Genomic DNA, 25,001 nt, shown 5'->3' with positions numbered 1-25,001 from the left:
CATGCGTAGACTTTCCCTGATTGCCTTGGCCGTCGCCGTGCTGGCGAGCGGCTGCACCTTGGCGCCGACGTACCAGCGGCCCGCGATGCCCGCATCGGCGAGCTTCCCGGCGGACGGCGTGTACGCGGCGCAACCGCACGCAACGAACGGCGGCGCACGCAGCGCGAACGGCGTGGCCGCGGCCGATATCGGCTGGCGCGATTTCTTCGTCGATGCGCGGCTGCAGCGGCTCATCGACATCGCGCTGAAAAACAACCGCGATCTGCGCGTGGCGATGCTCAACGTGCAGGCCGCGCAGGCGCAATACCGCATCACGCGCGCCGGGCTGTTCCCGGCGCTCGGCGCGCAGGCGAGCCAGTCGAAATCGCGCACGCCGGCGAATCTGTCGTTCCTCGACCGGACCATTTCGAACACGTATGACGTGGGACTGAACGCGTCATGGGAGCTCGACTTGTTCGGCCGCGTGCAGAGCCTGAAGGATCAGGCGCTCGCGAAGTATTTCGCGACGGCGTATGCGCGCAAGGCGGCGGAAATGTCGCTGGTGTCGCAGGTCGCGACGCAGTATCTGCAAGTGCTGCAAGCCGATGACCTGCTCGCCGTCACGCGGCAGACGCTCAAGAGCGCGAGCGATTCCTACGGCATCGTGAAGCTTCAGTTCGATCACGGCGTGACGTCGGAACTGGATCTGACTCAGTCGCGCACGGTGATGGAAAGCGCGGCGGCGAATCTTCAGGCTCAGGAACGTGCGAGAGCGCAGGCGGTGAACGCGCTCGTGCTGCTCGTCGGCGAGCCGATGCCGGACGATCTGCCCGGCAGCATGCCGCTCGACGCGCAAAACCTGCTCACGGATATTCCGGCGGGCTTGCCGTCGGATTTGCTGTTGCGCCGGCCGGACATCATGGAGGCCGAGCAGAATCTGCTCGCGGCGAATGCGAATATCGGCGCGGCGCGTGCGGCGTTTTTCCCGAGCATTTCGCTGACCGGCAGTTTCGGCACGCTGAGTCCGACGCTCGGCGGGCTGTTCAAGCCCGGCTCGGCGGCCTGGAGTTTCGCGCCGGCCATCACGCTGCCGATCTTCGAAGGCGGGCAGAATCTCGCGAATCTGGATGCCGCGAACATCGGGAAGCAGATCGAAATCGCGCACTACGAGAAGGCGATTCAGTCGGCGTTCCGCGACGTGGCCGACGGTCTCGCCGCGCGCGGCACCTTCGACCAGCAGATCGCGGCGCTCGAACGCGATGCGTCGGCGCAGCAGCGCCGGCTGGATCTGTCGACGTTGCGGTACAGGCAGGGTGTCGACAGCTATCTCGGCGTGCTGACCGCGCAGCAGGATCTGTACGCGGCGCAGCAAACGCTGATCGTCGCGCGGACGCAGCGGCTCGCGAATCTCGTGACGCTGTATCAGGCGCTGGGAGGCGGGTGGATCGAGCGCACGGGCGATGCCCCGCGCGCCGCGGATGCGGGTTAGCGCATCGCGTTTCATCGGCGGCTGAAGCAAAAAAAAACGCCGCGGCTCACACCGCGGCGCCCAACGCAAACATCCAGCAGACACTTCCAGCCTTGCGACTTCCTTAGTGCGCGTCGCCCGCGTGGGCCGCGCCTTCGAACTCATGCGCGGCTTCACGCGCGTCACGCCGCGCATCGCGTTCCTTGCGCACGCCGTTGAACACGATGTTCAACACCACCGCCGACACCGACGCCAGCAAAATCCCGCTATGGAGAATCGGCTCCAATGCGTGCGGGAGTTGCGTGAAGAATTTCGGCGCGACGACCGGCACCATGCCCATGCCGACGCTCACCGCGACGATGAACAGATTGTGCTGGTTCTTCGAGAAGTCCACGCGCGACAGCGTCTTGATGCCGTTCGCCGCGACCATGCCGAACATCACGATGCCCGCGCCGCCGAGCACGAACGGCGGCACCGACGCCACGACCTGCGCCATCTTCGGAAAGAGGCCGAGCACGACGAGAATCACGCCGCCGGTCGCGCAGACGAAGCGGCTCTTCACGCCCGTCACGCCGATCAGGCCGACGTTCTGCGAAAACGACGTATGCGGGAACGAGTTGAAGATGCCGCCGATCAGCGTGCCGAGCCCATCGACGCGCAGGCCGCGCACGAGCGCCTTCTGATCGACCGGACGCTCGACGAGATCGCCGACCGCGAGGAACATGCCCGTCGATTCGATGAAGGTGACGAACATGACGATGACCATCGTCGCGACGGAGAGCGCATCGAAATGCGGCATGCCGAAGTGGAACGGCAGCACGATGCCGACCCACGGCGCGTGCGCGACGCCGTCCATGTTCACGCGGCCGAGCATCGCGGCGATCACGAAGCCCACGACGATCCCGAGCAGCACCGAGATATTCGCGATGAAACCGCGCGCGAACTTGTTGATGAGCAGAATCAGCGTGAGCACGATGAACGACAGCAGCAGATACACCGGATTGCCGTATTCGGGATTGCCGATGCCGCCCGCCGCCCAGTTGATGCCGACGCCCATCAACGAGAGACCGATCACCGCGATCACCGTGCCGACCACGACCGGCGGGAAGAATCGCAGCAGCTTGCCGATCATCGGCGCGAGGAAGATGCCGATCACGCCGGCCGCGATGGTCGCGCCGAACACGTCGAGAATCCCGAGCGAAGGATTCGTGCCGATCGCGACCATCGGGCCGACGGCCGCGAACGTGCAGCCCATGATGACGGGCAGGCGAATGCCGAAGATCCACAGCCCGAGCGTCTGAATCAAGGTGGCGACGCCGCACGAGAACAGATCGGCGCTGATGAGGAACGCGACCTGGTCTTTCGGCAGTCCCATCGCCGCGCCGAGAATCAGCGGCACCGCGACCGCGCCCGCGTACATCACGAGCACGTGCTGTATGCCGAGCGTCAGCAGTTGACCGGCGGGCAGCCGTTCGTCGCACGGATGCACGGACCGGTTCACCGAACTTGAAGCCATGTCTCTCTCCTATGTCACCTTCCATTTGAATGGCCTCCAAGTTAAGTGCATCGGAACGCGTGAACAAGACCACGCGGCGCTATACGTCGCGTTCGCGTGTCGATATGGGTTTCGCGCGCCATCGGTGGAGCGAACCCGCGCAAGCCCTTGCCGCAAGGGGTTTGACGCACATCGCCGGAAATTAGTCGCGTGACGAAAGGCCGCTTTCTTCGAGTGCTCGTTATGATGTTCATCACGCCGCGCGTATAGTCCGTTTTTCGTGTTCATCGCGCGATCGCGGGGTATACCCGCGTTTTACGCGTTTTCCCTAACGGCTTTTTCAGACTCGGAATCCCATGCGGTTTTTAGGCATCGATCTCGGTACGGGCTCCCTGAAACTCGCCATCGTCGATGAAGACGGGCGCGAAATCGCATCGTCGAGCGCGGCGTATCCGGTGACCAGCGCGCAGCCCGGCTGGGCGGAAACGACGGTCGATGCGTGGTATCGCGCGCTCGTCGGCGCCGCGTCGCGCCTGCCCGCGAACGAGCGCGAAGCGGTGGGCGGAATCGGCTTTTCCGGCCAGATGCACGGCGTCGTGCCGGCCGCAGCCGATGGCCGCGCGCTGCGCGCGGCGATGCTCTGGCCCGACACGCGCGCCCGCGATCTGCTCGACGCATGGCGCGCGCCGCAGCCGAATCCCGTCGCGCCGGGCATGGCGGGGCCGTTGCTGCGCTGGCTCGTGTCGAACGAACCGCGCATCGCGGACGCGACGCGCCGGGCGTTGCAGCCGAAAGACTGGTTGCGCGTGAAGCTCGGCGGCGCGTTCGTCAGCGACGCATCCGACTCGTGCGCGACCGCGCTCGCCAAGCCATCGGGCGAATGGGACGATGCGCTCATCGACACACTCGGCCTGCCGCGCGCATGGTTCGCGCCGCTGGCGGCATCGCATGAGCGCGGCGGCGCGCTGTCGGACGAAGCGGCGGCGGAACTCGGCCTGCGCGCGGGAATTGCGCTGGCCGTCGGCGCGGGCGATACGCCATGCGCCGCGCTCGGCAGCGGTTTGTCGTCCGACGGCGACGCGCTGCTCACCACCGGCACCGGCGGACAGATCGTCGTGATGTGCGCCGATGCGCCCGCGCCCGTGCACGGCTTGCACACGTATCGTGCGGCCACGCCCGCGTGGTATCGCATGGCGGCGATGCAGAACGTCGGCGTCGCGCTCGAAGCGGTGCGCGGCTGGCTCGGCTATGCGTCGTGGCGCGAAGCCTACGACGACGCGTTCGCCGCGAACGCCAGCGCGTCCGTGAGTTTCCTGCCGTATCTGAGCGGCGAACGTTCCCCGTGGATGAACCCCGACGCGCGCGGCGGCTGGCTCGGACTCGGCCTCGACGACACGCGTGCGACGATGATGCGCGCCGCGTTCGAAGGCGTGGCATTCGCCTTGCGTGCCGGACTGGACGCGATCCGCGCGAACGGCACGCCGCTCGATTCGATGCGGCTCGCGGGCGGCGGCTCTGTCGATGCGCGCTGGCGTCAGTTGCTCGCCGATGCGTTGCGCGTGGAACTGCACGCCGTCGATTGCCCGAACGCGGCGACGCGCGGCGCGGCGATCCTCGGCGGCATCGCGGCGGGACACTGGCGCATCGACGATCTCGCTTCGCTCGCGCCCACGTCGACGCTCGTCGCGACGCCGCGCGCGGACGCTTCGCTCGACGCACGGCTCGCGCGTTTCATCGATCTGTACAGGCGTGCCGAAGACTGGTTCGCGATCAGGAACGAGTCCGCTTAAACTTTCGTAGCCTTAATTCCGATGCCATCCGCGTCGGGGATCATGAAGCGTCGCTTCATATGAGCGGCAACTGAAGCGCGCTTCGTCAAGACAACATCGAACTCAGCCATGCCCGCACCTTCACCGTCACATCCCGATTTCCGCGCGCGCGCGTTCCTGCTCGACCACGCATTGCGCACGATGACCTTCTATCACCCGCACTGCATGGATCCGGCGGGCGGTTTCTTCCACTACTACAAGAACGACGGCACGATCTACGACCGCACGTCTCGCCATCTCGTGTCGAGCACGCGCTTCGTGTTCAACTACGCGATGGCGTACAAGCACTTCGGCCTCGACGAATATCGCGGCGGCGTGGCGCATGGAATCGAATATCTGCGCGAGTTTCATCGCAATCCGAAAACGGGCGGCTATGCGTGGACGCTGAACGGACGCGACGTGACGGACGCGACCAATCATTGCTACGGCCTTGCGTTCGTCGTGCTGGCGTATGCGAAGGCGGTCGAAGCGGGGTTCGACGAGGCGCGCGCGTGGCTCGACGAAACCTGGAACGTGATGGAAACGCGCTTCTGGGACGCGCAGCACGGCCTCTACAAGGACGAAGCGACGGCCGACTGGCAGGTGTCCGACTATCGCGGCCAGAACGCGAACATGCACGCGTGCGAGGCGCTGCTCGCCGCGTTCGAGGCAACGGGCGAAGCGCGCTATCTCGACCGCGCGGCCCTGCTCGCCGACAACATGGTGAACCGTCAGGCCGCACTTTCGGGCGGCCTGGTCTGGGAGCACTACAAGCCGGACTGGTCGATCGACTGGGACTACAACAAGGGCGACCGCAGCAACATCTTCAGGCCGTGGGGCTTTCAGCCTGGGCATCAGACCGAATGGGCGAAGCTGCTGCTGATCCTCGACCGTCATCGCCCGGAAGCGTGGCACGTCACGCGTGCGCGCGAGCTGTTCGACCGCGCGCTGGAATGCTCGTGGGACGACGAGCACGGCGGAATGGTGTACGGCTTCGATCCCGACGGCAAGTTCTACGACGAGGACAAGTATTTCTGGGTGCAGGCGGAATCGCTCGCGGCGGCGGCGCTGCTTGCGGAGCGCGCGCAACGCGACGGCGACGCCGCGCTCGCCGTGCGTTACTGGAACGATTACGACCGCTTGTGGACATATAGCTGGGAGCATTTCGTCGATCACAAGTGGGGCGCGTGGTATCGCATTCTCACGCGCGACAACCGCCAGTACAGCGACGAAAAAAGCCCGGCCGGAAAGACCGACTATCACACGATGGGCGCATGCTACGAAGTCCTGAACGTCGTGCGCTGAGACATTCACAACCTTGGGAATTGAACGATGAAAACGAAAGCAGCAATCGCATGGGAAGCCGGCAAGCCGTTGACGATCGAGGAAGTGGATCTCGAAGGCCCGCGCGCGGGCGAAGTGCTGATCGAGGTCAAGGCGACGGGCATCTGTCACACCGATTACTACACGCTGTCGGGCGCGGACCCGGAAGGCATCTTTCCGGCGATTCTCGGCCATGAAGGCGCGGGCGTGATCGTGGATGTCGGGCCGGGCGTCGGCACGTTGAGAAAGGGCGATCACGTCATTCCGCTGTACACGCCGGAATGCCGTCAATGCAAGTTTTGTCTGTCGCGCAAGACGAATCTCTGTCAGGCGATTCGCGCGACGCAAGGTAAGGGCCTGATGCCCGATGCGACTTCGCGTTTCTCGCTCGATGGCAAGCCCTTGTTTCACTACATGGGCACCTCGACGTTTTCGAATTACATCGTCGTGCCCGAGATCGCGGTGGCGAAAGTGCGTGAAGACGCGCCGTTCGACAAGATCTGCTACATCGGCTGCGGCGTGACGACGGGCGTCGGCGCGGTCGTCTATTCGGCGAAAGTGGAGGCGGGCGCGAATGTCGTCGTGTTCGGTTTGGGCGGTATCGGGCTGAACGTGATTCAGGGCGCGAAGATGGTGGGCGCGGACAAGATCATCGGCGTCGATATCAATCCGGGCCGCGTCGAACTCGCGAAGAAGTTCGGCATGACGCACTTCATCAACCCGAAGGAGGTCGAGAACGTCGTCGACCATATCGTGCAACTCACCGATGGCGGCGCGGATTATTCGTTCGAGTGCGTCGGCAATGTGAAGCTCATGCGTCAGGCGCTCGAATGCACGCACAAGGGCTGGGGACAGTCGTTCATCATCGGCGTGGCGGCGGCGGGCGAAGAGATCAGCACGCGTCCGTTCCAGCTCGTCACGGGCCGCGAATGGAAAGGCTCGGCGTTCGGCGGCGCGCGCGGGCGCACGGACGTGCCGAAGATCGTCGACTGGTACATGGAAGGCAAGATCAACATCGACGATCTGATCACGCATCATCTGAAGCTGGAGCAGATCAACGACGGCTTCGACCTGATGAAGAAGGGCGAGTCGATCCGTTCCGTCGTCATCTATTGAGCGAGGAAAGAGCGATGCTGGAACTCGTGGAAGAACATCGTTGCTTCGACGGCGTGCAGCGCATTTACCGGCACGAATCGGAGACGATCGGCCTGCCGATGCGTTTCTCGGTCTTTCTGCCGGCGCGGGCGTCGTCCGGAAAGGTGCCTGCGTTGTTTTATCTCGCCGGCCTCACTTGCACGGAAGAGACGTTTCCGATCAAGGCGGGCGCGCAGCGTTACGCGGCGGAGCACGGCATCGCGCTGATCGCGCCGGATACGAGTCCGCGCGGCGCGGATATTCCCGGCGAGAAAGATGCGTGGGACTTCGGCGCGGGCGCCGGCTTTTATGTCGATGCGACGCGCGAGCCGTGGGCGAAGCGATATCGCATGTACTCGTATGTCACGCAGGAATTGCGCGAGGTCGTGCTCAAGGCATTGCCGGTTCGCGAAGATCGCATCGGCATTTTCGGGCATTCGATGGGCGGTCACGGCGCGCTCGTGCTGGCGTTGCGCAATCCTGATCTATACAGGTCGGTGTCGGCGTTCGCGCCGATCGCGGCGCCTTCGCGGTGTCCGTGGGGCGTGAAGGCGTTCTCGGGCTATCTCGGCGACGATCGCTCCGCCTGGGCGCAATACGATGCGAGCGAATTGATTCTGGGTGATGCGGCGGGGCGCTTTGAAGGCGGCATTCTCATCGATCAAGGGCTCGCGGATCAGTTTCTTGCCGAGCAGTTGCATCCGGAGGTGTTGGAGCGCAACGCGCAGAAGGCGGGGCACAACGTGACCGTGCGGCGGCATGAGGGCTACGATCATGGGTATTTCTTTATTTCGACTTTCGTCGGGGAGCATGTTGCGCATCATGCTCGGGTTTTGTGTTTTTGACGTTTTTTTTGTTTGTTTTCGCCGGATCCCGTTTTGTTATTGGTTTATTAGCGTTGCCCCTGTGCGGGGCGGCAGTCACTTTCTTTGCTGCTGCAAAGAAAGTAACCAAAGAAAGCAGCTTTCCCCATCCAAAGTGCCTCACGCCGGCCGCGGCACAGGCGATTGGCTGAATGGCCCGGCAGTAGCGAGTGCCCTCACAAGCAGAATAGGGCTTGGCTCGCGCACGGTCTGCCGCACCACATGTTTTAGGGCGCTGGTTCAGCACGAAATAGCTTCGGCACAGCGCTGCGCGCTGCCGCCGGGTCTGCAAGGGAAACCGTCGGTCTGCGGGGCGACGCGGTGAGAAAGAGGTGTAGCAAGTACGCGTGCGCGTGCAAACCCGATTGACCCGTCGGCCGCGAAGCGGGCTGGAGCCGTTTTGTGCTGAACCAGTGTGTTGTGTGGCGCGATGTGTCGGACCGTGCGCGAGCCAAGTCGCGAGAGTTTTGTGAGGGCACTCGCTACTCTGGGGGCCATTAGGTCAATCGCCTGTGCCGCGGCCGGTGTGAAGTGCTTAGGCTGGGGATAGCTGTTTCTTTGGTTACTTTCTTTGCAGCAGCAAAGAAAGTGACTGCCGCCCCGCACAGGGGCAACGCTAATAGACCGACGCGAATACGGGACCCGGCAAAAAAAACCTAATGCCCCTACCGCCGAAGCAAACTCGCCCCATAAACAACCGCTGCAAGCATGGTGATCCAAAAACTGGTTGGCCAATCGGTGTAATAGGCGAGCGTGAGCCCCCCCCACGCCTGCGCGAGCGCAAACAAAGCTGCAAGCACCAATCCCGACGACAACCGCGTCGTCACATTCTGCGCAGCGGCCGCCGGCCCGACCATCAACGCAAACACCAAGAGCACCCCGACGATCTGCGTGCAAGCCGCGACCGCGAGCGCGGTGATCGCGAGAAACAGCACCGAAACGAGCCGCAACGACACGCCTTTGGCTTCCGCAAGCTCCGGCTGCAAAGACGCGAACAACAACGGCCGCATGATGAACGCCAGCGCGCCAAGACTAACGGCGGCAAGACCCGCCAGCACGATCAACGTCTCATGACTCACACCGAGCACGTTGCCGAAGAGCAATGCCGTAGCCTGCGTCGCATACGCAGTGAAGAAATGCAGAAACAGCAAGCCAAAACCGAGCGATAGCGAAAGAATCACGCCGATGGCGACATCGCGTCCCGAAAGGCGCTCGCCGAGCGCGCCCATGCCGACACCCGCCGCGAGCGTGAATCCGACCATCCCCCAGAGCGGCGGCATGCCGAGCAGCACGGCACCCGTGGCACCGGTGAACCCGACGTGCGACAACGCATGACCCGCGAACGTCTGCCCGCGCAGCACGAGAAAATACCCGACGATCCCCGACAGCACCGCGACGATTCCCGACGCCGCGAATGCATTCACCATGAAGTCATATTCGAACATTGTGATTTCTATTTGACGTGACTGTGGCCGTGACTGTCCGCATGGCCGTGCTCATGCTCGTGTTCATGCTCATCGCCTTCTTCGTGCGCGTGATCGAGCTTGTCGATTTCGACATCGCCCGACATCACGAAGATGCGGCCGTTCACGCGCATCACGTCGATGGGCGATCCATACAGCCGCGACAGCACCGGCTTCGAGATGACTTCATCGACGGTGCCGAGCGCCGCGCGCCCGCTGCCCAGATACAGCACGCGGTCGAGCGAATTCAATAGCGGATTGAGCTCGTGCGCGGAGAACAGCACGGTGATGTTCAGTTCGCGCTGCACGCGCCGCACGAGTTCGACGACGCCCGTCTGATGACGCGGATCGAGACTGATGAGCGGCTCGTCGAGCAGCAGAAGACGCGGATTGCCGAGCAGACATTGCGCGAGCAACAGACGCTGTCGCTCACCGCCCGACAGTTCCGACAAAGGACGCGATGCCAGTTGATGCGCGCCGACGAGTTCGAGCACGCGCTCGACATCGGCGCGGATGCGTGCGTTGCGATGCGGCAGGCCCCAGTGATGCCCGTCGGCGGCCATCGCGACGAAATCGCGGCCCAGCACGCGCCGATTGGCGAGTCCGGTGCGGATCTGCGGCATATAACCGATCGACGCATTGCCGCGCACGACCGCTTCGCCATTCACGCGGATCGTCCCGCTCTTGAGCGGCACGAGCCCGAGCAGCGCGCGCATCAGCGTGGTCTTGCCCGCGCCGTTCGGCCCGAGCACGCCGATGAACTCGCCGTTCGTGACCGTGAAACTCGTGTCGTTGAGAATCTCGCGCCCGCCGAGCGCGAGCGTCACGCGATCCACTTCGAGCGCGGCTTGCGACGTTGCGACGTTCATCGTTGCCATCCTTGCAGCGCGCCCGAAAGCGTGTCCAGTTGCGACTGCATCCATTGCTGGTACGTCTTGTTCGCGGGCAAGGTTTCCGTCACGCTGATGCTCGGCACATGCGCGTCCTTCGCGATGGCGAGCATGCGCTTCGTCAGCGCGCCCGTCGCCTGGCTGTTGTAGATGAGCACGTGCACACGGCGCTCGCGCAAGTCTTTTTCGAACGCGGCGATATCGGCGGGGCTCGGCTCGGTCTCGTTCATCGAGGCCATCTGGAAGCGCAGGTTGCGCATCTCGAAGCCGATGGCATCGGCCATATAGCCGAACACCGGCTCCGTCGCCGTGACGGGCACGCCCTTGTAATGCGTCTTCAATCGGGCGACGCTCGCATCGATCGGCTTCATCGAATCGAGGAAGGTCGCGAGGCGCGCGTCGTAATCGCTCTTGTGCGACGGGTCGGCGCTCACGAGATACGCGCTCACCGCTTTCGCGACGGCGGGCATCGTCGCCGGGTCGTACCAGAGATGCGGATTGTCGCCGGACTTTCTGCCGACGAGCTTCGCCGCGACGATCACGGTGCGCTTGTCATCGCTCTTCGATGCGGCGAGCAGCTTGTCCATCCACGGATCGTAGTCCGCGCCGTTATAGACGACGAGCGCCGCGTGCTGCAACGCGCGCGCGGTCTTCGGGCTCGCTTCGAAGAGATGCGGGTCTTCGTCCGGATTGCTGAGAATGCTCGTCACCTGCACGTGATCGCCGCCGAGCTGGCGGATGACGTCGCCGTAAAAGTTCTCCGCCGCGACGACCGGCACGCGCGCGGTCTGCGCCGATGCCGTGTTGCACAGGCCGAGCGCGACGGCGAAGCAAGTCAGGACGTACGCGAGTTTCATCGATTTCCTTTCTGGATGCGTGGTTTTCGACGTGACGCGAATCACGCGTCGCGATGCTTTTTCTGGCATTCGGCGCACAGACCGCTCAGTTCCACGACCTGGTGATGGACCTGAAAGCCGTGCGCCGGCGGGCTCGCGGACAGCGACGAAGCGAGTTCGCGGCCCTGGATTTCGAGCGTCGCGCCGCATTCGTCGCAAATGAGGAACTGGCTTTCGTGCGGCTTGCCGGCGTCGCAACACGCGATGAACGCGTTCTTCGATTCGATGCGATGCACGAAGCCGTTTTCCACGAGAAAGTCCAGCGCGCGATACACGGTGGTCGGCGGCACGCGCGCGCCGCGCTGCGGCTCCATCGCGTCGATGAGGTCGTAGGCGCCGATCGGCTTGTGCGCCTTCAGCACGAGTTCGTAGACCTGGCGGCGTAGCGGCGTGAGCGCGACGCCGCGCTCGGCGGAGAGCGCTTCGGCTTGCGCCAGCATGGTTTCGACGGATGCGGTCATGTTCATCTATCTCGGGGTGTAACGCGAGCGGGCGGAGCGCTCGTCGGACGATTTCGAGATGATATAACGTATCGCGATGAAGCGCTCGCGAGCGGCGGTCGAGTTCGGCGCGCCGCGGTACGCCGTTTGCTCCCCCACCCCTCACCAAAACAGGTTTTCCCCAACTTCCCGGCCTTTGCGCGTCGCAACATCGAAACCTGTGTCGACGCCTTGACACGATCACGCGCAACACCGATCATTCGATCAAAGTTAGAGCAATTGCTCATTTGCAGAGCGTTCGCTCACACGAAGGGCGATTCGAAGAATCGGAGACATCGGTGAGACTGAAAGACAAGGTCGCGATCATCACGGGCGCGGCGAGCGGCATCGGCGAGGCGGTCGCGCGGCGCTATCTCGATGAAGGCGCGCAGGTCGTCATCGTCGACGTGAAAGACGAGCACGACATGACACAGCGCTTCGCGGACGTTTCCGCGAGCGTGCTCGCGCTCAAGGCCGACGTCACGCGGCGCGAAGACATCGAGCGCATCGTGGCGCGCGCCGTCGAGCGTTTCGGCGGCATCGACATTCTCTTCAACAACGCGGCGCTCTTCGACATGCGCCCGATCCTCGACGAATCCTGGGACATCTACGACCGCCTCTTCGCGGTCAACGTCAAAGGCATGTTCTTCCTGATGCAGGCGGTCGCGCTTCGCATGGTCGAGCAAGGCCGTGGCGGCAAGATCATCAACATGTCGTCGCAAGCCGGGCGGCGCGGCGAGGCGCTCGTGTCGCATTACTGCGCGACCAAGGCGGCGGTGATCAGCTACACGCAATCGGCGGCGCTCGCGCTCGCGAAAGAGCGCATCAACGTGAACGGCATCGCGCCGGGCGTCGTCGATACACCGATGTGGAAGGAAGTCGACGCGCTCTTCGCGCGCTACGAGAATCGTCCGCTCGGCGAGAAGAAGCGGCTCGTCGGCGAGGAAGTGCCGCTCGGGCGCATGGGCGTGCCCGCCGATCTCACGGGCGCGGCGCTCTTTCTGGCGTCATCGGATTCGGACTACATCACCGCGCAGACGATCAACGTCGACGGTGGCAACTGGATGAGCTGACGCACCGCATGCGCCTTGAAGCGCGGGAAGCACCGTCTATAGTGAAACGGCATCTCCACGACGACGAAGGCAGGCGCGGCAAAGAATAACCCGGTAACCACGCGATCTTCGGATCGCGCAACCTCAAAAGCAGGCAGCGGCATCCACGGCGCTTGCGGTCATGCATTCCCTGTCCGCTGCGCCCGTGCCAACAAAAAGGAGACGAACCGATATGAAACGCACCCAACGCATCGTTCGAGCACAACCGCGCGCGCGTCGCGCTCCGTTCGTGAGCGGCGCGCTGTCGGCCGCGCTGGCCGTGGCCGCGCTCGTGCCGCTGTCGTCGCACGCCGCGACGACCATCACGATCGCGACGTTGAACAACCCGGACATGATCGAGCTTAAGAAGCTCGCGCCGGCCTTCGAGAAGGCCAATCCGGACATCCAGCTCAAATGGGTGATTCTCGAAGAGAACGTGTTGCGTCAGCGCGCGACGACCGACATCACCACCAACAGCGGCCAGTTCGACGTGATCACCATCGGCACGTACGAGGCGCCGCAATGGGGCAAGCGCGGCTGGCTCTCGCCGATGACCGGCCTGCCCGCCAACTACGATCTCGACGATGTCGTGAAGACCGCGCGTGACGGCCTCTCGTCCGGCGGCGTGCTCTATGCGCTGCCGTTCTACGTCGAAAGCTCGATGACGTACTACCGCAAGGATCTGTTCCAGGCGGCCGGCCTGAAGATGCCCGACCAGCCGACCTACGACCAGATCAAGCAGTTCGCCGACAAGCTCACCGACAAGTCCAAAGGCCAGTACGGCATCTGCCTGCGCGGCAAGGCGGGCTGGGGCGAGAACATGGCGTACGTGTCGACGGTCGTGAACACGTTCGGCGGCGAATGGTTCAACGAGAAGTGGCAGGCGCAGCTCGACACGCCCGAATGGAAGAAGGCGGTCGGCTTCTACGCCGATCTGCTGAAGAACGACGGCCCGCCGGGAGCGAGCTCGAACGGCTTCAACGAGAACCTCACGCTGATGTCCTCCGGCAAATGCGCGATGTGGATCGACGCGACGGTCGCCGCGGGCATGCTCTACAACAAGTCGCAGTCGCAGGTGTCGGACAAGATCGGCTTTGCCGCCGCGCCCGTCGCCGTCACGCCGAAGGGCTCGCACTGGCTGTGGTCGTGGTCGCTCGCGATTCCGAAGACGTCGAAGCAGCAGGACGCCGCGAAGAAGTTCGCCGCGTGGGCGACGTCGAAGGAATACATCGAGATGGTCGGCAAGGACGAAGGCTGGGCGTCGGTGCCGCCGGGCACGCGCAAGTCGACCTACGCGCGCCCCGAGTACAAGCAGGCCGCGCCGTTCGGCGACTTCGTGCTGAAAGCGATCGAAACCGCCGACCCGAACGACGCGACGCTGCACAAGGTGCCGTATAGCGGCATCCAGTTCGTCGGCATTCCGGAGTTTCAGTCGTTTGGCACGGTGGTCGGCCAGTCGATCGCGGGTGTCGTCGCGGGCCAGACGAGCGTCGACAATGCGCTGAAGGCGGCGAACGCCGCCGCGGATCGCGCCGTGAAGCAGGCGGGCTATCAGAAGTAACTCTTCCGCAGTACGCGGGCCGCGTCGTCTGATGCGGTCCGCCGGCATCATCATCGAGAGGTGAAACGATGAGTCAACTGAATCCCCCCATCACCGATCATCATCTGGAGGAGTCCGCCGCCGAACGCGACAAGCGGCGCGCGAAGTCGGTGCGATGGCTGATCACGCCTTCGACCGGACTGCTCTTCCTGTGGATGGCCATTCCGCTCGCGATGACGATCTGGTTTTCGTTCTCGCGCTATAACCTGCTCAATCCCGACGTCAAAGGCTTCGCGGGCTTCGACAACTTCGAGTTCCTCGTCACCGATCCGGCGTTCGGCCCGTCCATCGGCCATACGCTCACGCTGATCATTTCGGTGCTCGTCATCACGGTCGTGGGCGGCGTGCTGCTCGCCGTGCTGTTCGATCGCAAGTTCTTCGGGCAAGGCATCGCGCGTCTGCTCGTGATCGCGCCGTTCTTCGTGATGCCGACGGTCTCCGCGCTCATCTGGAAGAACATGATCCTGCATCCGGTGTACGGCCTCATCGCCAGCCTGATGCGTTCGATGGGCATGCAGCCGATCGACTGGTTCGCCGACTATCCGCTGTTCGCGGTGATCGTGATCGTCGCGTGGCAATGGCTGCCGTTCGCGTTCCTGATTCTCTTCACGGCGATTCAGTCGCTCGATCAGGAGCAAAAGGAAGCGGCGCGCATCGACGGCGCGGGTCCGTTCGCGATGTTCTTCTTCATCACGCTGCCGCACCTGAAGCGCGCGGTCGCCGTGGTCGTGATGATGGAAACCATCTTTCTGCTGTCGATCTTCGCGGAAATCTACACGACGACGGGCGGCGGCCCCGGCACCGCGACGACCAACCTGTCGTACCTGATCTACGCGCTCGGCCTGCAGCAGTTCGACGTTGGCCTCGCGTCGGCGGGCGGCATTCTCGCGGTGATTCTCGCCAACATCGTCGCGTTCTTCCTCGTGAGAATGCTCGCGAAGAACCTCAAAGGGGAGTACGAGTCATGAGCACGCAAACGGTCAACGTCCGTCCCCGGACCACCGCGCTCGGCCATGCGAAGAACATCGTGCCTGGCATCGTCGCGTGGATCGTGTCCATCCTGCTGTTCTTCCCGATCTTCTGGATGACGATCACCGCGTTCAAGACCGAGCAGCAGGCGTATTCGTCGTCGCTGTTCTTCACGCCGACGCTGGAAAGTTTCCGCGAAGTGTTCGCGCGCAGCAATTATTTCGGCTTCGCGTGGAATTCGGTGCTGATCTCGGTCGGCGTCACGCTGCTCTGCCTGATTCTCGCCGTGCCGTGCGCCTACGCAATGGCCTTTTTCCCGACGAAGAAAACGCAGTCGGTCCTGCTGTGGATGCTCTCCACGAAGATGATGCCGTCGGTCGGCGTGCTCGTGCCGATCTATCTTCTTTGGAAGAACACGGGCCTGCTGGATACGGTGTCCGGGCTCGTCATCGTGTACACGCTCATCAACCTGCCGATCGCCGTGTGGATGGCCTTCACGTACTTCAACGAAGTGCCGAAGGACATTCTCGAAGCCGGCCGCATCGACGGCGCGACGACGTGGCAGGAAATCGTCTATCTGCTGATGCCGATGGCGCTGCCCGGTCTCGCATCGACGGGTCTCTTGCTCATCATCCTGTCGTGGAACGAGGCGTTCTGGAGCATCAATCTGTCGAGCTCGAACGCGGCGCCGCTCACGGTGTTCATCGCGTCGTATTCGAGTCCGGAGGGGCTTTTCTGGGCGAAGCTCTCGGCGGCTTCGCTGCTTGCGGTCGCGCCGATCCTGATCGTCGGCTGGGTCTCGCAGAAACAGCTCGTGCGCGGCCTCACGTTTGGCGCGGTGAAGTGAGGATGCGAGCGTGAATCTCACTCCTTCCCACGAGGCCAATGTCGAAGATCGTCTGCTGATCTGCGATTGCGACGGCGTGCTGATCGACAGCGAAGCGGTGGCGGCGCGCATGCTCGTTGGCGAGTTGCAGGCGCTGTGGCCGGGCGTCGATGTCGAGCCGGTCGTGATGCCGCTGCTCGGCCTGCGCATCGAGGCGGTGCTCGCGAGCGCCGCCGACACGGTGAACCGCACGCTCACGCACGATCAGGTCCTCGCGATCCGGCGCGCCGTGGAAGCGGCGGCGGTCGAGGCGCCGGCGGTGCCGGGCATCGCCGAGGCGCTCGCGGCCGTGCCGTTCACGAAAGCGTGCGCGAGCAACAGCTTTTCCACCTACGTCGATGCCGTGCTGCAACGCACGGGCCTCCTGCGCTTTTTCGGCGAGCGGCGTTTTTGCGCCGACATGGTCGCGAATCCGAAGCCCGCGCCCGACGTCTATCTCGCGGCGGCGCGCGCGATGCGCATCGATCCGCTGCGCTGTCTCGTCGTCGAAGACAGCGTGACCGGCGTGACGGCGGCGAAGGCGGCGGGCATGTCGGTGCTCGGCTTCATCGGCGGCGGGCACGCGACCGAAGGACAGATCGGCGCGCTCGAAAGGGCGGGCGCGCAAAAGGTATTCGACGACATGACGCGATTGCCTGCGCTCGTCGAGCAATGGCTGCAGAACGCGACGTTCGAAATCAGATAGCGAAACGCGCGCGACGCATCGCTAATGAAGACTGGAGACACACCATGGCTAGCCTGACACTGCGCAACATCAGCAAGCGTTATGAAGAAACCGAGGTGATGCGCAACATCAACCTCGACATCAACGACGGCGAGTTCGTCGTGTTCGTCGGTCCGTCGGGCTGCGGCAAGTCGACGTTGATGCGCATGATCGCGGGTCTGGAAGACATCAGCGGCGGCGACCTGATGATCGACAACGCGCGCGTGAACGAGCTTGCGCCCGCGAAGCGCGGCATCGCGATGGTCTTCCAGTCGTACGCGCTGTATCCGCACATGACGCTCTACGACAACATGGCGTTCGGCCTCAAGCTCGCGGGCGAGAAGAAGCCCGCGATCGACGCCGCCGTGAAGAACGCCGCGAAAATCCTGCACATCGACCATCTGCTCGATCGCAAGCCGAAGCAGTTGTCCGGCGGCCAGCGTCAGCGCGTGGCGATCGGGCGCGCGATCACGCGCAAGCCGAAGGTGTTCCTGTTCGACGAGCCGCTCTCGAACCTCGACGCCGCGTTGCGCGTGAAGATGCGCCTCGAATTCGCGCGCCTGCACGACGACCTCAAGACGACGATGATCTACGTGACGCACGATCAGGTCGAGGCGATGACGCTCGCGGACAAGATCGTCGTGCTGTCGGCGGGGAACATCGAGCAGGTCGGCACGCCGAACACGCTGTATCACGCGCCGGCGAACCGCTTCGTCGCGGGTTTCATCGGCTCGCCGAAGATGAATTTTCTGTCGGGCACGGTCGCGCAGATTCAGAACGACGGCGTGCTCGTGAAGTACGCGACGGGCGAGACGCAACTCGTCGGCGTGCTGCCGGGCAACGCGAAGCCGGGCGATGCGGTGACGGTCGGCGTTCGTCCGGAGCACTTGCAGCCGAACGCGTCCGATGCGGGCGACTACGGCGTTTCCGCATCGGCGATGACGGTCGAAACGCTCGGCGACGCGGCCTATCTCTACGCCGAAACGGATGTCGCGCCGGACGGATTGATTTCGCGCATTCCGCCGCTCGAGAAGCACGCGCGCGGCGAGAAGCTGAAGCTCGGCACGACGCCGGAGCATTGCCATTTGTTCAACGCGGAAGGGCAGGCGTTCACGCGCAAGGTCGTGGATGCATGGACGCGTGAGCACGCGACGGCGGCGTGAGCTTGCGCGCAGGCACGGCGCTCGACACGATCGATTCACGCGTCGAGCGCGGCCTTCGCACACAATTCGTCCGTCACGAGTCCCGACAGCCATTTCCCTTTCAGCGCGGCGATCAGCGCCTCGCGCTTGCGCTCGCCGCCCGCGAAGCCGATCGTCGGGCGTTTGGGCGGCGCATCGAGCTTGAGGCTCGTCACGCGCGCGCCGGTTTTCGACGTGACGCGCTTGCCGTCCGAATCGATCGGCAGGCCGAGCCATTCGGCGACGGCGCCCGCCGACATCATTTCATCGACTTCCGCGCGCGTGATGAAGCCGTCCTGGTGCAGCGGACAATTCACGCCCACATTGCCGATGCCGACGAACGCGACATCCGCCTGCTGCGCGAGTTCGCTGACGATGCGATACAGCCGGTGATTGACCCACTGCGCGCGCTCGGTTTCGCTGTCGGCCATGAGCGGCGCGGGCAGCATGAAGTGCTTGCCGCCGGTCTTTTCCGATAGCTGCTGCGCGACGTCGTAACGATTCGACGATCCGTCCTGCGCGATGGCGCCGACCATCGAGACGAAACGATGCTGCGGCCGGTCGATCTGCCCGATCTGCGCGACGCAGGCTTTCAACGTGCGTCCGCTGCCGATCGACACGACGAGCGGTTTCTCTTCGAGCAGATAGCGCTCCATCACCTGCGCGCCCGCGACGGCGAGCTTGCGGTCGACTTGTTCGGGCGCATCGCCGTCGATGGGGACGACTTCGCACATCGCGAGGCCGTAGCGGTCGCTGAGCGCCTTCGCGAGCGACAGACAATCGGCGATGCGATGATCGACGCGCACGCGGATCAGGTTCTTTTCTACCGCGAACGCGACGAGTCGTTGCGCCACCGGACGGGAGATCTGCAGCTTTTCCGCGATCTCGTTTTGGGTGTTGCCGGCAACGTAGTAGAGCCACGCTGCGCGTGTTGCGAGATCGAGTTTTTCGGTGGATTTGGGCACGGGGGGATTTTTTTGAGTGGTTTGGGTTTGCGTTGGGTTTCGCCGGATCCCGTTTTGTTTTTGGTTTATAAGCGTTGCCCCTGTGCGGGGCGGCAGTCACTTTCTTTGCTGCTGCAAAGAAAGTAACCAAAGAAAGCAGCTATCCCCATCCTAAGCACTTCACGCCGGCCGCGGCACAGGCGATTGACCGAATGGCCCCGCATTAGTGAGTGCCCTCACAAGCAGAATCGGGCCTGGCTCGCGCACGGTCCGACACATCGCGCCACACAACACACTGGTTCAGCACAAAACGGCTCCGGCCCGCATCGCGGCCGACCGGTCAATCGGGTCGGCGCACGCTTCTTTCTCGCTGGTTTCCCTTGCATACCCAACGGCAGCGCGTAGCGCTGTGCCGGAGCTATTTCGTGCTGAACCAGTGCGTTATGACTTCTGGTTCGTCCGATCGTGCGCGGGCCAAGCCGTGTGAGTTTTGTGAGGGCGCTCGCTAGTGCCGTTCCATTCGGCCAATCGCCTGTGCCGCGGCCGGCGTGAGGCACTTTGGATGGGGAAAGCTGTTTCTTTGGTTACTTTCTTTGCAGCAGCAAAGAAAGTGACTGCCGCCCCGCACAGGGGCAACGCCAATAAACCGACACGAAAACAAGTTCCATGAAAGCCCACGACAACCACAAAATCAAGCCAACCGCGGCCGAGCGGGATCGAACAACGGCCTCACGTGCTGATAAAGCTCGCGGAATCCCTTAAGACGCTGCCGCAGCATGGCATGCCGCTCGCCGTCAGGCGTAAATTCCTGCTTAATAGCCGGCTTGGCCAAAACCGTCGCCGGATCGCCGCCGGCAGCAAGCCATCCGAGCCGTGCCGCGCCCAACGCCGCGCCGGTCTCGCCGCCGCCGTGCGTCCGCGTCGGCGTATCCAGCGCATCGGCGAACATCTGCGCCCAGTACGCACTGCGCGCACCGCCGCCCAGCATCGACAACGCCCGCGCCTGCGTCCCCGCCGATTCGAGCGCGTCGAGGCCGTCGGTCAGCGAGAGCGTCACGCCTTCGAGCACCGAGTAGCCGAGCAACGCGCGGTCGGTCGCGTGCGTCATGCCGAAGAACACGCCTTGCGCGTACGGATCGTTGTGCGGCGTGCGCTCGCCGCTCAGATACGGCAGAAACAAGGGCGCAGAAGGCAGCACATCGCCCGGCAAGGCTTCGATTTCCGCGAGCAAGGTCGGCTCGTCCGTCGACGTCAGCTTGCACACCCAGCGCAGACAACTCGCCGCCGATAAAACCACGCTCATCTGATGCCAGCGATCCGGAATCGCGTGACAAAACGCATGCACCGCCGACGCCGGATTCGGCCGGAAACGATCGCCGATCACGCACAGCACGCCCGATGTGCCGAGCGACAGAAAGCCGTCGCCCGGATCGGTCGCGCCGATGCCCACCGCGCTCGCGGCATTGTCGCCGCCGCCCGCCGCGACGACCACGCCATCGCTCAGGCCGAATTCCCGCGCGAGCGCAGGCCGCAACGTGCCCGACGGCTCGCTGCCCTCGGCCAGCGACGGCATCTGCTGGCGCGACATGCGGCACGCGGCGAGCAGTTCGTCGGACCAGTCGCGGCGCGCGACATCGAGCCAGAGCGTGCCCGCCGCATCGGACGGATCGGACACCTTCGTGCCCGTCAGATGCATGCGCAAGTAATCCTTCGGCAAGAGCACGCAGGCGGTCTGCTTGAAGATTTCGGGCTCGTTGTGCGCGACCCAGAGCAGCTTCGGCGCGGTGAAGCCGGGCATCGCCAGATTGCCGGCGATCTCGTGCAGATTCGGCGCGCGCTCGTAGAGCTCGGCGCACTCCTTGTCGCTGCGCATGTCGTTCCAGAGAATCGCGGGGCGCAGCACGTTGTCTTGCGAATCGAGCAGCACCGCGCCGTGCATCTGGCCCGAGAGACCGATGCCGCGCACCTGCGCGAATTCACTCGGAAACTTCTCGCGCAGCTTGAAGAGCGCGGCGCGCGTGCCTTCCCACCAGTCGAGCGGATTTTGCTCCGACCAGCGCGGCTTCGGACGCGATACGGTGAACGGCGTGCCCGCCGTGCCGATGACGCTGCCGTCGCTCGCGAGCAGCAGCACTTTCACTTCGGAGGTGCCGAGGTCGATGCCTAAGTACATGAACGGACCCTTTGTCGTTGCCGGGTTCGAGCCCGGCCAGAAACGAGGCGTGACGCCAATGCAGCGGGAGGCGCTAATTTAACGCCACGCGGCGCGGCGCGCCATGGGCACATTACCCGAGCGGCGCGGCGCCGGTTTTAACCTGCGATCAGGACGGGGATAACACCGCGCTTATGGCCGATTCGCGAGCCACGCATCGACCTTCGAAATCGCCGCGCGCATCACGCGTTCGAGACCATCGGTCTGCGCCATGCTGCCCCACAGCAGCTTGTCCGCCGTGAACGCCTCGATGGGATCGGGCGCCGTGAAGAAGGCGTGCGCGCTCGCCGGGTCCATCACGCCATCCTGATAGGCATAAGGCAGCTTGCCTTCGTGCCAGCGTTCGAGAAAGCGGAAGAAGAGCGCGGGCAGGATGGCGGTCGAATCGGGATCGACGTCGCGCGCGAAGCATTCGGAGAGTGTCGGCGCGATGAAGCCGGGCAGCTTCGAGAAGCCGTCCGCCGCGACGCGCTGATTCGTGTCCTTGATATACGGATTGCTGAAGCGGTCGAGCACGACATCGCGATACTTCGCGAGATCGATCGGGCTCGGCGTGAGGCAGGGGATCACGTCGTCGGTGACATAGGCGTCCGCGAGCGCGCGAATCTCCATGTCCTGCGTGCCTTCGTGGATGTATTGCAGCCCGACGAGCGTGCCCGCCCACGCGATACAGCTATGGCTCGCATTGAGGATGCGGATTTTCGCTTCCTCGTACGGATGCACCGATTCGACCATCTCCGCGCCGACCTTCTCCCACGCCGGCCGCCCCGCGATGAAGTTGTCCTCGATCACCCACTGGATGAACTTCTCGCCCATGACGGGCGCCTTGTCGTCGAAGCCGGTCGCGGCCTTCACGCGCTCGGCGACGTCGGGCGTCGGACGTGGCGTGATGCGATCCACCATCGCGTTCGGGCACGACGTATTCGCGATCATCCAGTCGCGCAGCGCGGTCTCGCCGCGCCGCTCCAGGAATTCGAGCATGCCCGCCTTGAAACGGTCGCCGTTGCTGCGCAGGTTGTCGCAGTTCTGCAGCGACACCTTGCCCGCGCCGTTTTTCATGCGCGCGTCGAGGATGGCGGCAAGCGCGCCGTAGATGGTCGTTTTCGCGCCTTTGAGATCGGCGGCGAGATCGGGATTGGCGGTGTCGAGCTTGTCGTGCTCGTCGAGGTAATAGCCGCCTTCGGTGACGGTGAAGGAGACGATCTTCGTCTTCGGATCCGCGCCCGTCGCGATCAGTTCGTTCAGATCGGCGGACCACGGCACGACCTTTTTGATCGCGCGGATGGTCTCGTATTCGCGCTCGCCCTTCGGCGTGACGGTTTCGAGCGTGTATTCGCCGTTTTGCGCGGCGAGGGCATCGAGCACGGCGTTCATGTCGCCGCGAATATTGCCGACGGCGAGCGACCAGCTCTCATCGCCTGTCTCGTTCAGTCGATGCAGATACCACGCCTGATGCGCGCGATGAAAAGACCCGGCGCCGATGTGCAGGATCACGTTGGCTTCGCTAGTCATGTCGTCTCTTCCTCTGATTGGCTGCGCGTCCGTTCTTCGCGGACGGCGGGTCGCGATGGCGCGCGAGTCGCTCAACGCGGATGAAGTGAGCATTTGCTCTATCGATGATCGAATGATCGTATTCGCCCGGACGAAAGTCAAGGCGCGATGCCTTCCGGGAAGCTTCCTGCGCGGCGCAATTTGCGCGCCTCGTGAACGGCGCATGCGCTGGACGCGCGCGGATCGGGAATAACCCGTATAGGCAACGTGACGGGCAATGAACGAAGGTGCGTGAGCCAATTGCCTTTAACGATAGGCGCTAAAAACAGAACGCGGGAGACGGACATGGATTACGTGATCGGCATCGATATCGGCACGCAGAGCACGAAGGCGTTGCTCGTCGACACCGGCGGCGCGATCGTCGCGCAGCATTCGAGCGCTTACCATCCGGACACGCCCAAGCCGTTGTGGGCGGAGCAATGGCCGTCGGTATGGTTCGACGCCGTGACGGAGTGCATTGCGGCGGTCGTCGCGAAGGCGCGCGAGAAGGGCGTCGCCGCGAGCGATGTGAAGTCGCTCTGCGTGAGCAGTCTGTACGGCGGCTCGGGCATTCCCGTCGACGAGCACATGGAACCGCTGTATCCGTGCCTCATCTGGATGGACCGGCGCGCGACGGCCGAAGTCGACTGGGTGCGCGAACACGTCGACATGAAGCGGCTGGAAAAGATCACCGGCAACGGCGTCGACAGTTACTACGGCTTCACGAAGATGCTGTGGCTGCGCGGCCATCAGCCCGACGTCTGGAACAAGACGCGCTATTTCCTGCCGCCGAATGCGTTCGTGATTCAGCGTCTGACGGGCGAGCTGGCCGTCGATCACAGTTCGGCGGGCAATATCGGCGGCGTGTACGACATCGGGAAACGCGCGTGGTCGCAGGAAGCGCTCGACATGCTCGGCATTCCCGCATCGATGATGCCGCAGCGGCTCGTCGAATCGTCGGAAGTGGTGGGCGGATTGAAGCCGCAATGGGCCGACAAGCTCGGGCTCGCGACAGGCACGCCGGTCGTCGCGGGCGGTGTCGATGCGGCGGTCGCGACTTTCGCGGCGGGCGTCACGAAGGCGGGCCATCACGTCGCGATGATCGGCACGAGCATGTGCTGGGGCTATGTCAACCAGACTGTCGATGCGAGTCACGGACTCGTGTCGATGCCGCATGTGTACAACGGCAAGCACGATCTCTATGTGTTCGGCGGCGCGAGCACGGCGGGGCAGTGCGTCGCGTGGTATCGCGATCAGTTCTGCCAGGGCGAAATCGCCGCGGCGAAGACGATGCCGCACGGCGATCCGCATCGGTTGCTGGAAGAGGCGGCGTCGAAGGTCGCGGCCGGTTCGGACGGCGTCGTGTTCCTGCCGTATCTGATGGGCGAACGCAGTCCGGTCTGGGATGCGCGGGCGAGCGGCACGTTCGTCGGGCTCAATCTTTTTCATACGCGCGCGACGCTTTATCGCGCGGTGCTCGAAGGCGTCGCGTTCGCGCTGAAGCACAACATCGAGGCGGGGCGGCGCGGGGCGCAGTCGCTCGATGACCGGTTGATCGTCGTCGGCGGCGCGGCGCATTCGGATTTGTGGATGCAGATCATCGCCGAAGTGACCGGCTATCCGGTTTTGTCGATCGAGCAGGATGTCGAAGCGGCGATGGGGGCGGCGTTGCTTGCCGCGCTTGGCGTCGGATTGGTCTCTCGGGAAACCGCCGAGGGCGGGTGGGTCACGCTTGTTGACCGCGCGCGACCCGACTCGGAGCGGCAGGGTGTTTATGCCGAGCGGTTCGGGGTTTATATCGATCTTTATCCGGCGTTGAAGCCGCTGATGCATCGGTTGCGGGGGCGGTGATGCTGCTTTCTTGCTCTCGCTTGTTGCCGGATCCCGTTTTCTTAGTGGTCTATAAGCGTTGCCCCTGTGCGGGGCGGCAGTCACTTTCTTTGCTGCTGCAAAGAAAGTAACCAAAGAAAGCAGCGGCGGATTCAACCGGTCGATGCAACACCTCTGGTTTAATTATCGGGAAAGGGTGTGGGAGCATCGATGAGTCGACAGAGAAAGGCTTGGATGGGCAAAGCGGAGCGGCAGCG

The 25,001-nt window shown here is 63.8% G+C and carries 20 protein-coding genes; 12 read left to right on the top strand and 8 right to left on the bottom strand.

Annotated elements, in window-relative coordinates:
* The first annotated feature begins 1 nt into the window (after position 1).
* On the top strand, positions 2-1,468 hold the full coding sequence (locus NOV72_RS11100) for an efflux transporter outer membrane subunit (RefSeq protein ID WP_106854851.1): 1,467 nt from the start codon (positions 2-4) through the stop codon (positions 1,466-1,468).
* Positions 1,469-1,571: 103 nt separating this feature from the next.
* Here NOV72_RS11100 and NOV72_RS11095 read toward each other — a convergent pair whose 3' ends face one another.
* Positions 1,572-2,963, bottom strand: coding sequence for a nucleobase:cation symporter-2 family protein (locus tag NOV72_RS11095; protein ID WP_106854647.1), 1,392 nt, complete (start codon positions 2,961-2,963; stop codon positions 1,572-1,574).
* Positions 2,964-3,298: 335 nt separating this feature from the next.
* On the opposite strand from NOV72_RS11095, the gene NOV72_RS11090 reads away from it, so the two are divergent.
* The 4 genes from NOV72_RS11090 to fghA all read left to right on the top strand — a co-directional run bounded on the left by NOV72_RS11090 (position 3,299) and on the right by fghA (position 8,052).
* Positions 3,299-4,732, top strand: a complete 1,434-nt coding sequence (locus NOV72_RS11090) for a xylulokinase (protein WP_106854646.1) — start codon at positions 3,299-3,301, stop codon at positions 4,730-4,732.
* Between the two features lie 108 nt (positions 4,733-4,840).
* On the top strand, positions 4,841-6,055 hold the full coding sequence (locus tag NOV72_RS11085) for an AGE family epimerase/isomerase (protein WP_106854645.1): 1,215 nt from the start codon (positions 4,841-4,843) through the stop codon (positions 6,053-6,055).
* A gap of 27 nt (positions 6,056-6,082) precedes the next feature.
* Positions 6,083-7,189: an S-(hydroxymethyl)glutathione dehydrogenase/class III alcohol dehydrogenase gene (locus NOV72_RS11080; protein ID WP_106854644.1), complete on the top strand. Its 1,107-nt coding sequence runs from the start codon at positions 6,083-6,085 to the stop codon at positions 7,187-7,189.
* Positions 7,190-7,203: 14 nt separating this feature from the next.
* Positions 7,204-8,052: an S-formylglutathione hydrolase gene (gene fghA, locus NOV72_RS11075; RefSeq protein WP_106854643.1), complete on the top strand. Its 849-nt coding sequence runs from the start codon at positions 7,204-7,206 to the stop codon at positions 8,050-8,052.
* Between the two features lie 683 nt (positions 8,053-8,735).
* Here fghA and NOV72_RS11065 read toward each other — a convergent pair.
* The 4 genes from NOV72_RS11065 to NOV72_RS11050 are packed head-to-tail and all read right to left on the bottom strand — an operon-like array spanning position 8,736 to position 11,780.
* Positions 8,736-9,515, bottom strand: coding sequence for a metal ABC transporter permease (locus NOV72_RS11065; protein WP_106854641.1), 780 nt, complete (start codon positions 9,513-9,515; stop codon positions 8,736-8,738).
* A gap of 8 nt (positions 9,516-9,523) precedes the next feature.
* Positions 9,524-10,402, bottom strand: a complete 879-nt coding sequence (locus tag NOV72_RS11060) for an ATP-binding cassette domain-containing protein (RefSeq protein WP_106854848.1) — start codon at positions 10,400-10,402, stop codon at positions 9,524-9,526.
* On the bottom strand, positions 10,399-11,280 hold the full coding sequence (locus tag NOV72_RS11055; RefSeq protein ID WP_106854849.1) for a metal ABC transporter solute-binding protein: 882 nt from the start codon (positions 11,278-11,280) through the stop codon (positions 10,399-10,401). The genes NOV72_RS11060 and NOV72_RS11055 overlap by 4 nt, the downstream gene beginning before the upstream one ends.
* A gap of 41 nt (positions 11,281-11,321) precedes the next feature.
* The gene (locus NOV72_RS11050) at positions 11,322-11,780 is read right to left on the bottom strand and encodes a Fur family transcriptional regulator (RefSeq protein WP_106854850.1); all 459 of its coding nucleotides are present in this window, start codon (positions 11,778-11,780) and stop codon (positions 11,322-11,324) included.
* Positions 11,781-12,097: 317 nt separating this feature from the next.
* Between NOV72_RS11050 and NOV72_RS11045 the strand changes: the two genes are divergently transcribed.
* The 6 genes from NOV72_RS11045 to NOV72_RS11020 all read left to right on the top strand — a co-directional run bounded on the left by NOV72_RS11045 (position 12,098) and on the right by NOV72_RS11020 (position 18,210).
* Positions 12,098-12,871 carry an L-iditol 2-dehydrogenase gene (locus NOV72_RS11045; protein ID WP_106854847.1) on the top strand — a complete coding sequence of 258 codons (774 nt, stop codon included), beginning with the start codon at positions 12,098-12,100 and terminating at the stop codon, positions 12,869-12,871.
* A gap of 211 nt (positions 12,872-13,082) precedes the next feature.
* Positions 13,083-14,450, top strand: coding sequence for an ABC transporter substrate-binding protein (locus NOV72_RS11040; RefSeq protein WP_245932987.1), 1,368 nt, complete (start codon positions 13,083-13,085; stop codon positions 14,448-14,450).
* A gap of 68 nt (positions 14,451-14,518) precedes the next feature.
* On the top strand, positions 14,519-15,457 hold the full coding sequence (locus NOV72_RS11035) for a carbohydrate ABC transporter permease (RefSeq protein WP_106854639.1): 939 nt from the start codon (positions 14,519-14,521) through the stop codon (positions 15,455-15,457).
* A complete protein-coding gene (locus tag NOV72_RS11030; protein WP_106854638.1) occupies positions 15,454-16,305 on the top strand; it encodes a carbohydrate ABC transporter permease in 852 nt (283 codons plus the stop codon). Before NOV72_RS11035 ends, NOV72_RS11030 begins: the two co-directional genes overlap by 4 nt.
* Positions 16,306-16,315: 10 nt before the next feature.
* Positions 16,316-17,029: an HAD family hydrolase gene (locus tag NOV72_RS11025; protein WP_106854637.1), complete on the top strand. Its 714-nt coding sequence runs from the start codon at positions 16,316-16,318 to the stop codon at positions 17,027-17,029.
* 44 nt (positions 17,030-17,073) lie between these two features.
* Positions 17,074-18,210, top strand: coding sequence for an ABC transporter ATP-binding protein (locus tag NOV72_RS11020; protein ID WP_106854636.1), 1,137 nt, complete (start codon positions 17,074-17,076; stop codon positions 18,208-18,210).
* A gap of 35 nt (positions 18,211-18,245) precedes the next feature.
* Here the strand turns inward: NOV72_RS11020 and NOV72_RS11015 are convergent, their stop codons facing one another.
* The 3 genes from NOV72_RS11015 to dalD all read right to left on the bottom strand — a co-directional run bounded on the left by NOV72_RS11015 (position 18,246) and on the right by dalD (position 22,896).
* Positions 18,246-19,193, bottom strand: a complete 948-nt coding sequence (locus tag NOV72_RS11015; protein WP_106854635.1) for a sugar-binding transcriptional regulator — start codon at positions 19,191-19,193, stop codon at positions 18,246-18,248.
* A 670-nt stretch (positions 19,194-19,863) separates the two neighbouring features.
* On the bottom strand, positions 19,864-21,345 hold the full coding sequence (xylB, locus tag NOV72_RS11010) for a xylulokinase (protein ID WP_106854634.1): 1,482 nt from the start codon (positions 21,343-21,345) through the stop codon (positions 19,864-19,866).
* A gap of 171 nt (positions 21,346-21,516) precedes the next feature.
* Complete coding sequence (dalD, locus tag NOV72_RS11005) at positions 21,517-22,896, bottom strand: D-arabinitol 4-dehydrogenase (RefSeq protein WP_106854633.1); 1,380 nt, start codon at positions 22,894-22,896, stop codon at positions 21,517-21,519.
* 324 nt (positions 22,897-23,220) lie between these two features.
* On the opposite strand from dalD, the gene NOV72_RS11000 reads away from it, so the two are divergent.
* The gene (locus NOV72_RS11000) at positions 23,221-24,765 is read left to right on the top strand and encodes an FGGY-family carbohydrate kinase (RefSeq protein ID WP_106854632.1); all 1,545 of its coding nucleotides are present in this window, start codon (positions 23,221-23,223) and stop codon (positions 24,763-24,765) included.
* Positions 24,766-25,001: the final 236 nt, after the last annotated feature.

The organism is Caballeronia novacaledonica, from assembly GCF_900258035.1.
Lineage (GTDB): Bacteria > Pseudomonadota > Gammaproteobacteria > Burkholderiales > Burkholderiaceae > Caballeronia > Caballeronia novacaledonica.
The sequence above is the reverse complement of the archived record's forward strand: the minus strand, read 5'-3'. Positions and strand labels throughout refer to the sequence as shown.

Bases quoted from the DNA above. Each gene is read 5' to 3' on its own strand.
- NOV72_RS11090 (WP_106854646.1), top strand. From the start codon at position 3,299: ATGCGGTTTTTAGGCATCGATCTCGGTACGGGCTCCCTGAAACTCGCC.
- NOV72_RS11040 (WP_245932987.1), top strand. From the start codon at position 13,083: ATGAAACGCACCCAACGCATCGTTCGAGCACAACCGCGCGCGCGTCGC.
- xylB (WP_106854634.1), bottom strand. From the start codon at position 21,345: ATGTACTTAGGCATCGACCTCGGCACCTCCGAAGTGAAAGTGCTGCTG.
- NOV72_RS11050 (WP_106854850.1), bottom strand. From the start codon at position 11,780: ATGACCGCATCCGTCGAAACCATGCTGGCGCAAGCCGAAGCGCTCTCC.
- NOV72_RS11080 (WP_106854644.1), top strand. From the start codon at position 6,083: ATGAAAACGAAAGCAGCAATCGCATGGGAAGCCGGCAAGCCGTTGACG.
- NOV72_RS11060 (WP_106854848.1), bottom strand. From the start codon at position 10,402: ATGAACGTCGCAACGTCGCAAGCCGCGCTCGAAGTGGATCGCGTGACG.
- dalD (WP_106854633.1), bottom strand. From the start codon at position 22,896: ATGACTAGCGAAGCCAACGTGATCCTGCACATCGGCGCCGGGTCTTTT.
- NOV72_RS11100 (WP_106854851.1), top strand. From the start codon at position 2: ATGCGTAGACTTTCCCTGATTGCCTTGGCCGTCGCCGTGCTGGCGAGC.
- NOV72_RS11055 (WP_106854849.1), bottom strand. From the start codon at position 11,280: ATGAAACTCGCGTACGTCCTGACTTGCTTCGCCGTCGCGCTCGGCCTG.
- NOV72_RS11020 (WP_106854636.1), top strand. From the start codon at position 17,074: ATGGCTAGCCTGACACTGCGCAACATCAGCAAGCGTTATGAAGAAACC.
- fghA (WP_106854643.1), top strand. From the start codon at position 7,204: ATGCTGGAACTCGTGGAAGAACATCGTTGCTTCGACGGCGTGCAGCGC.
- NOV72_RS11000 (WP_106854632.1), top strand. From the start codon at position 23,221: ATGGATTACGTGATCGGCATCGATATCGGCACGCAGAGCACGAAGGCG.
- NOV72_RS11085 (WP_106854645.1), top strand. From the start codon at position 4,841: ATGCCCGCACCTTCACCGTCACATCCCGATTTCCGCGCGCGCGCGTTC.
- NOV72_RS11030 (WP_106854638.1), top strand. From the start codon at position 15,454: ATGAGCACGCAAACGGTCAACGTCCGTCCCCGGACCACCGCGCTCGGC.
- NOV72_RS11065 (WP_106854641.1), bottom strand. From the start codon at position 9,515: ATGTTCGAATATGACTTCATGGTGAATGCATTCGCGGCGTCGGGAATC.
- NOV72_RS11095 (WP_106854647.1), bottom strand. From the start codon at position 2,963: ATGGCTTCAAGTTCGGTGAACCGGTCCGTGCATCCGTGCGACGAACGG.
- NOV72_RS11035 (WP_106854639.1), top strand. From the start codon at position 14,519: ATGAGTCAACTGAATCCCCCCATCACCGATCATCATCTGGAGGAGTCC.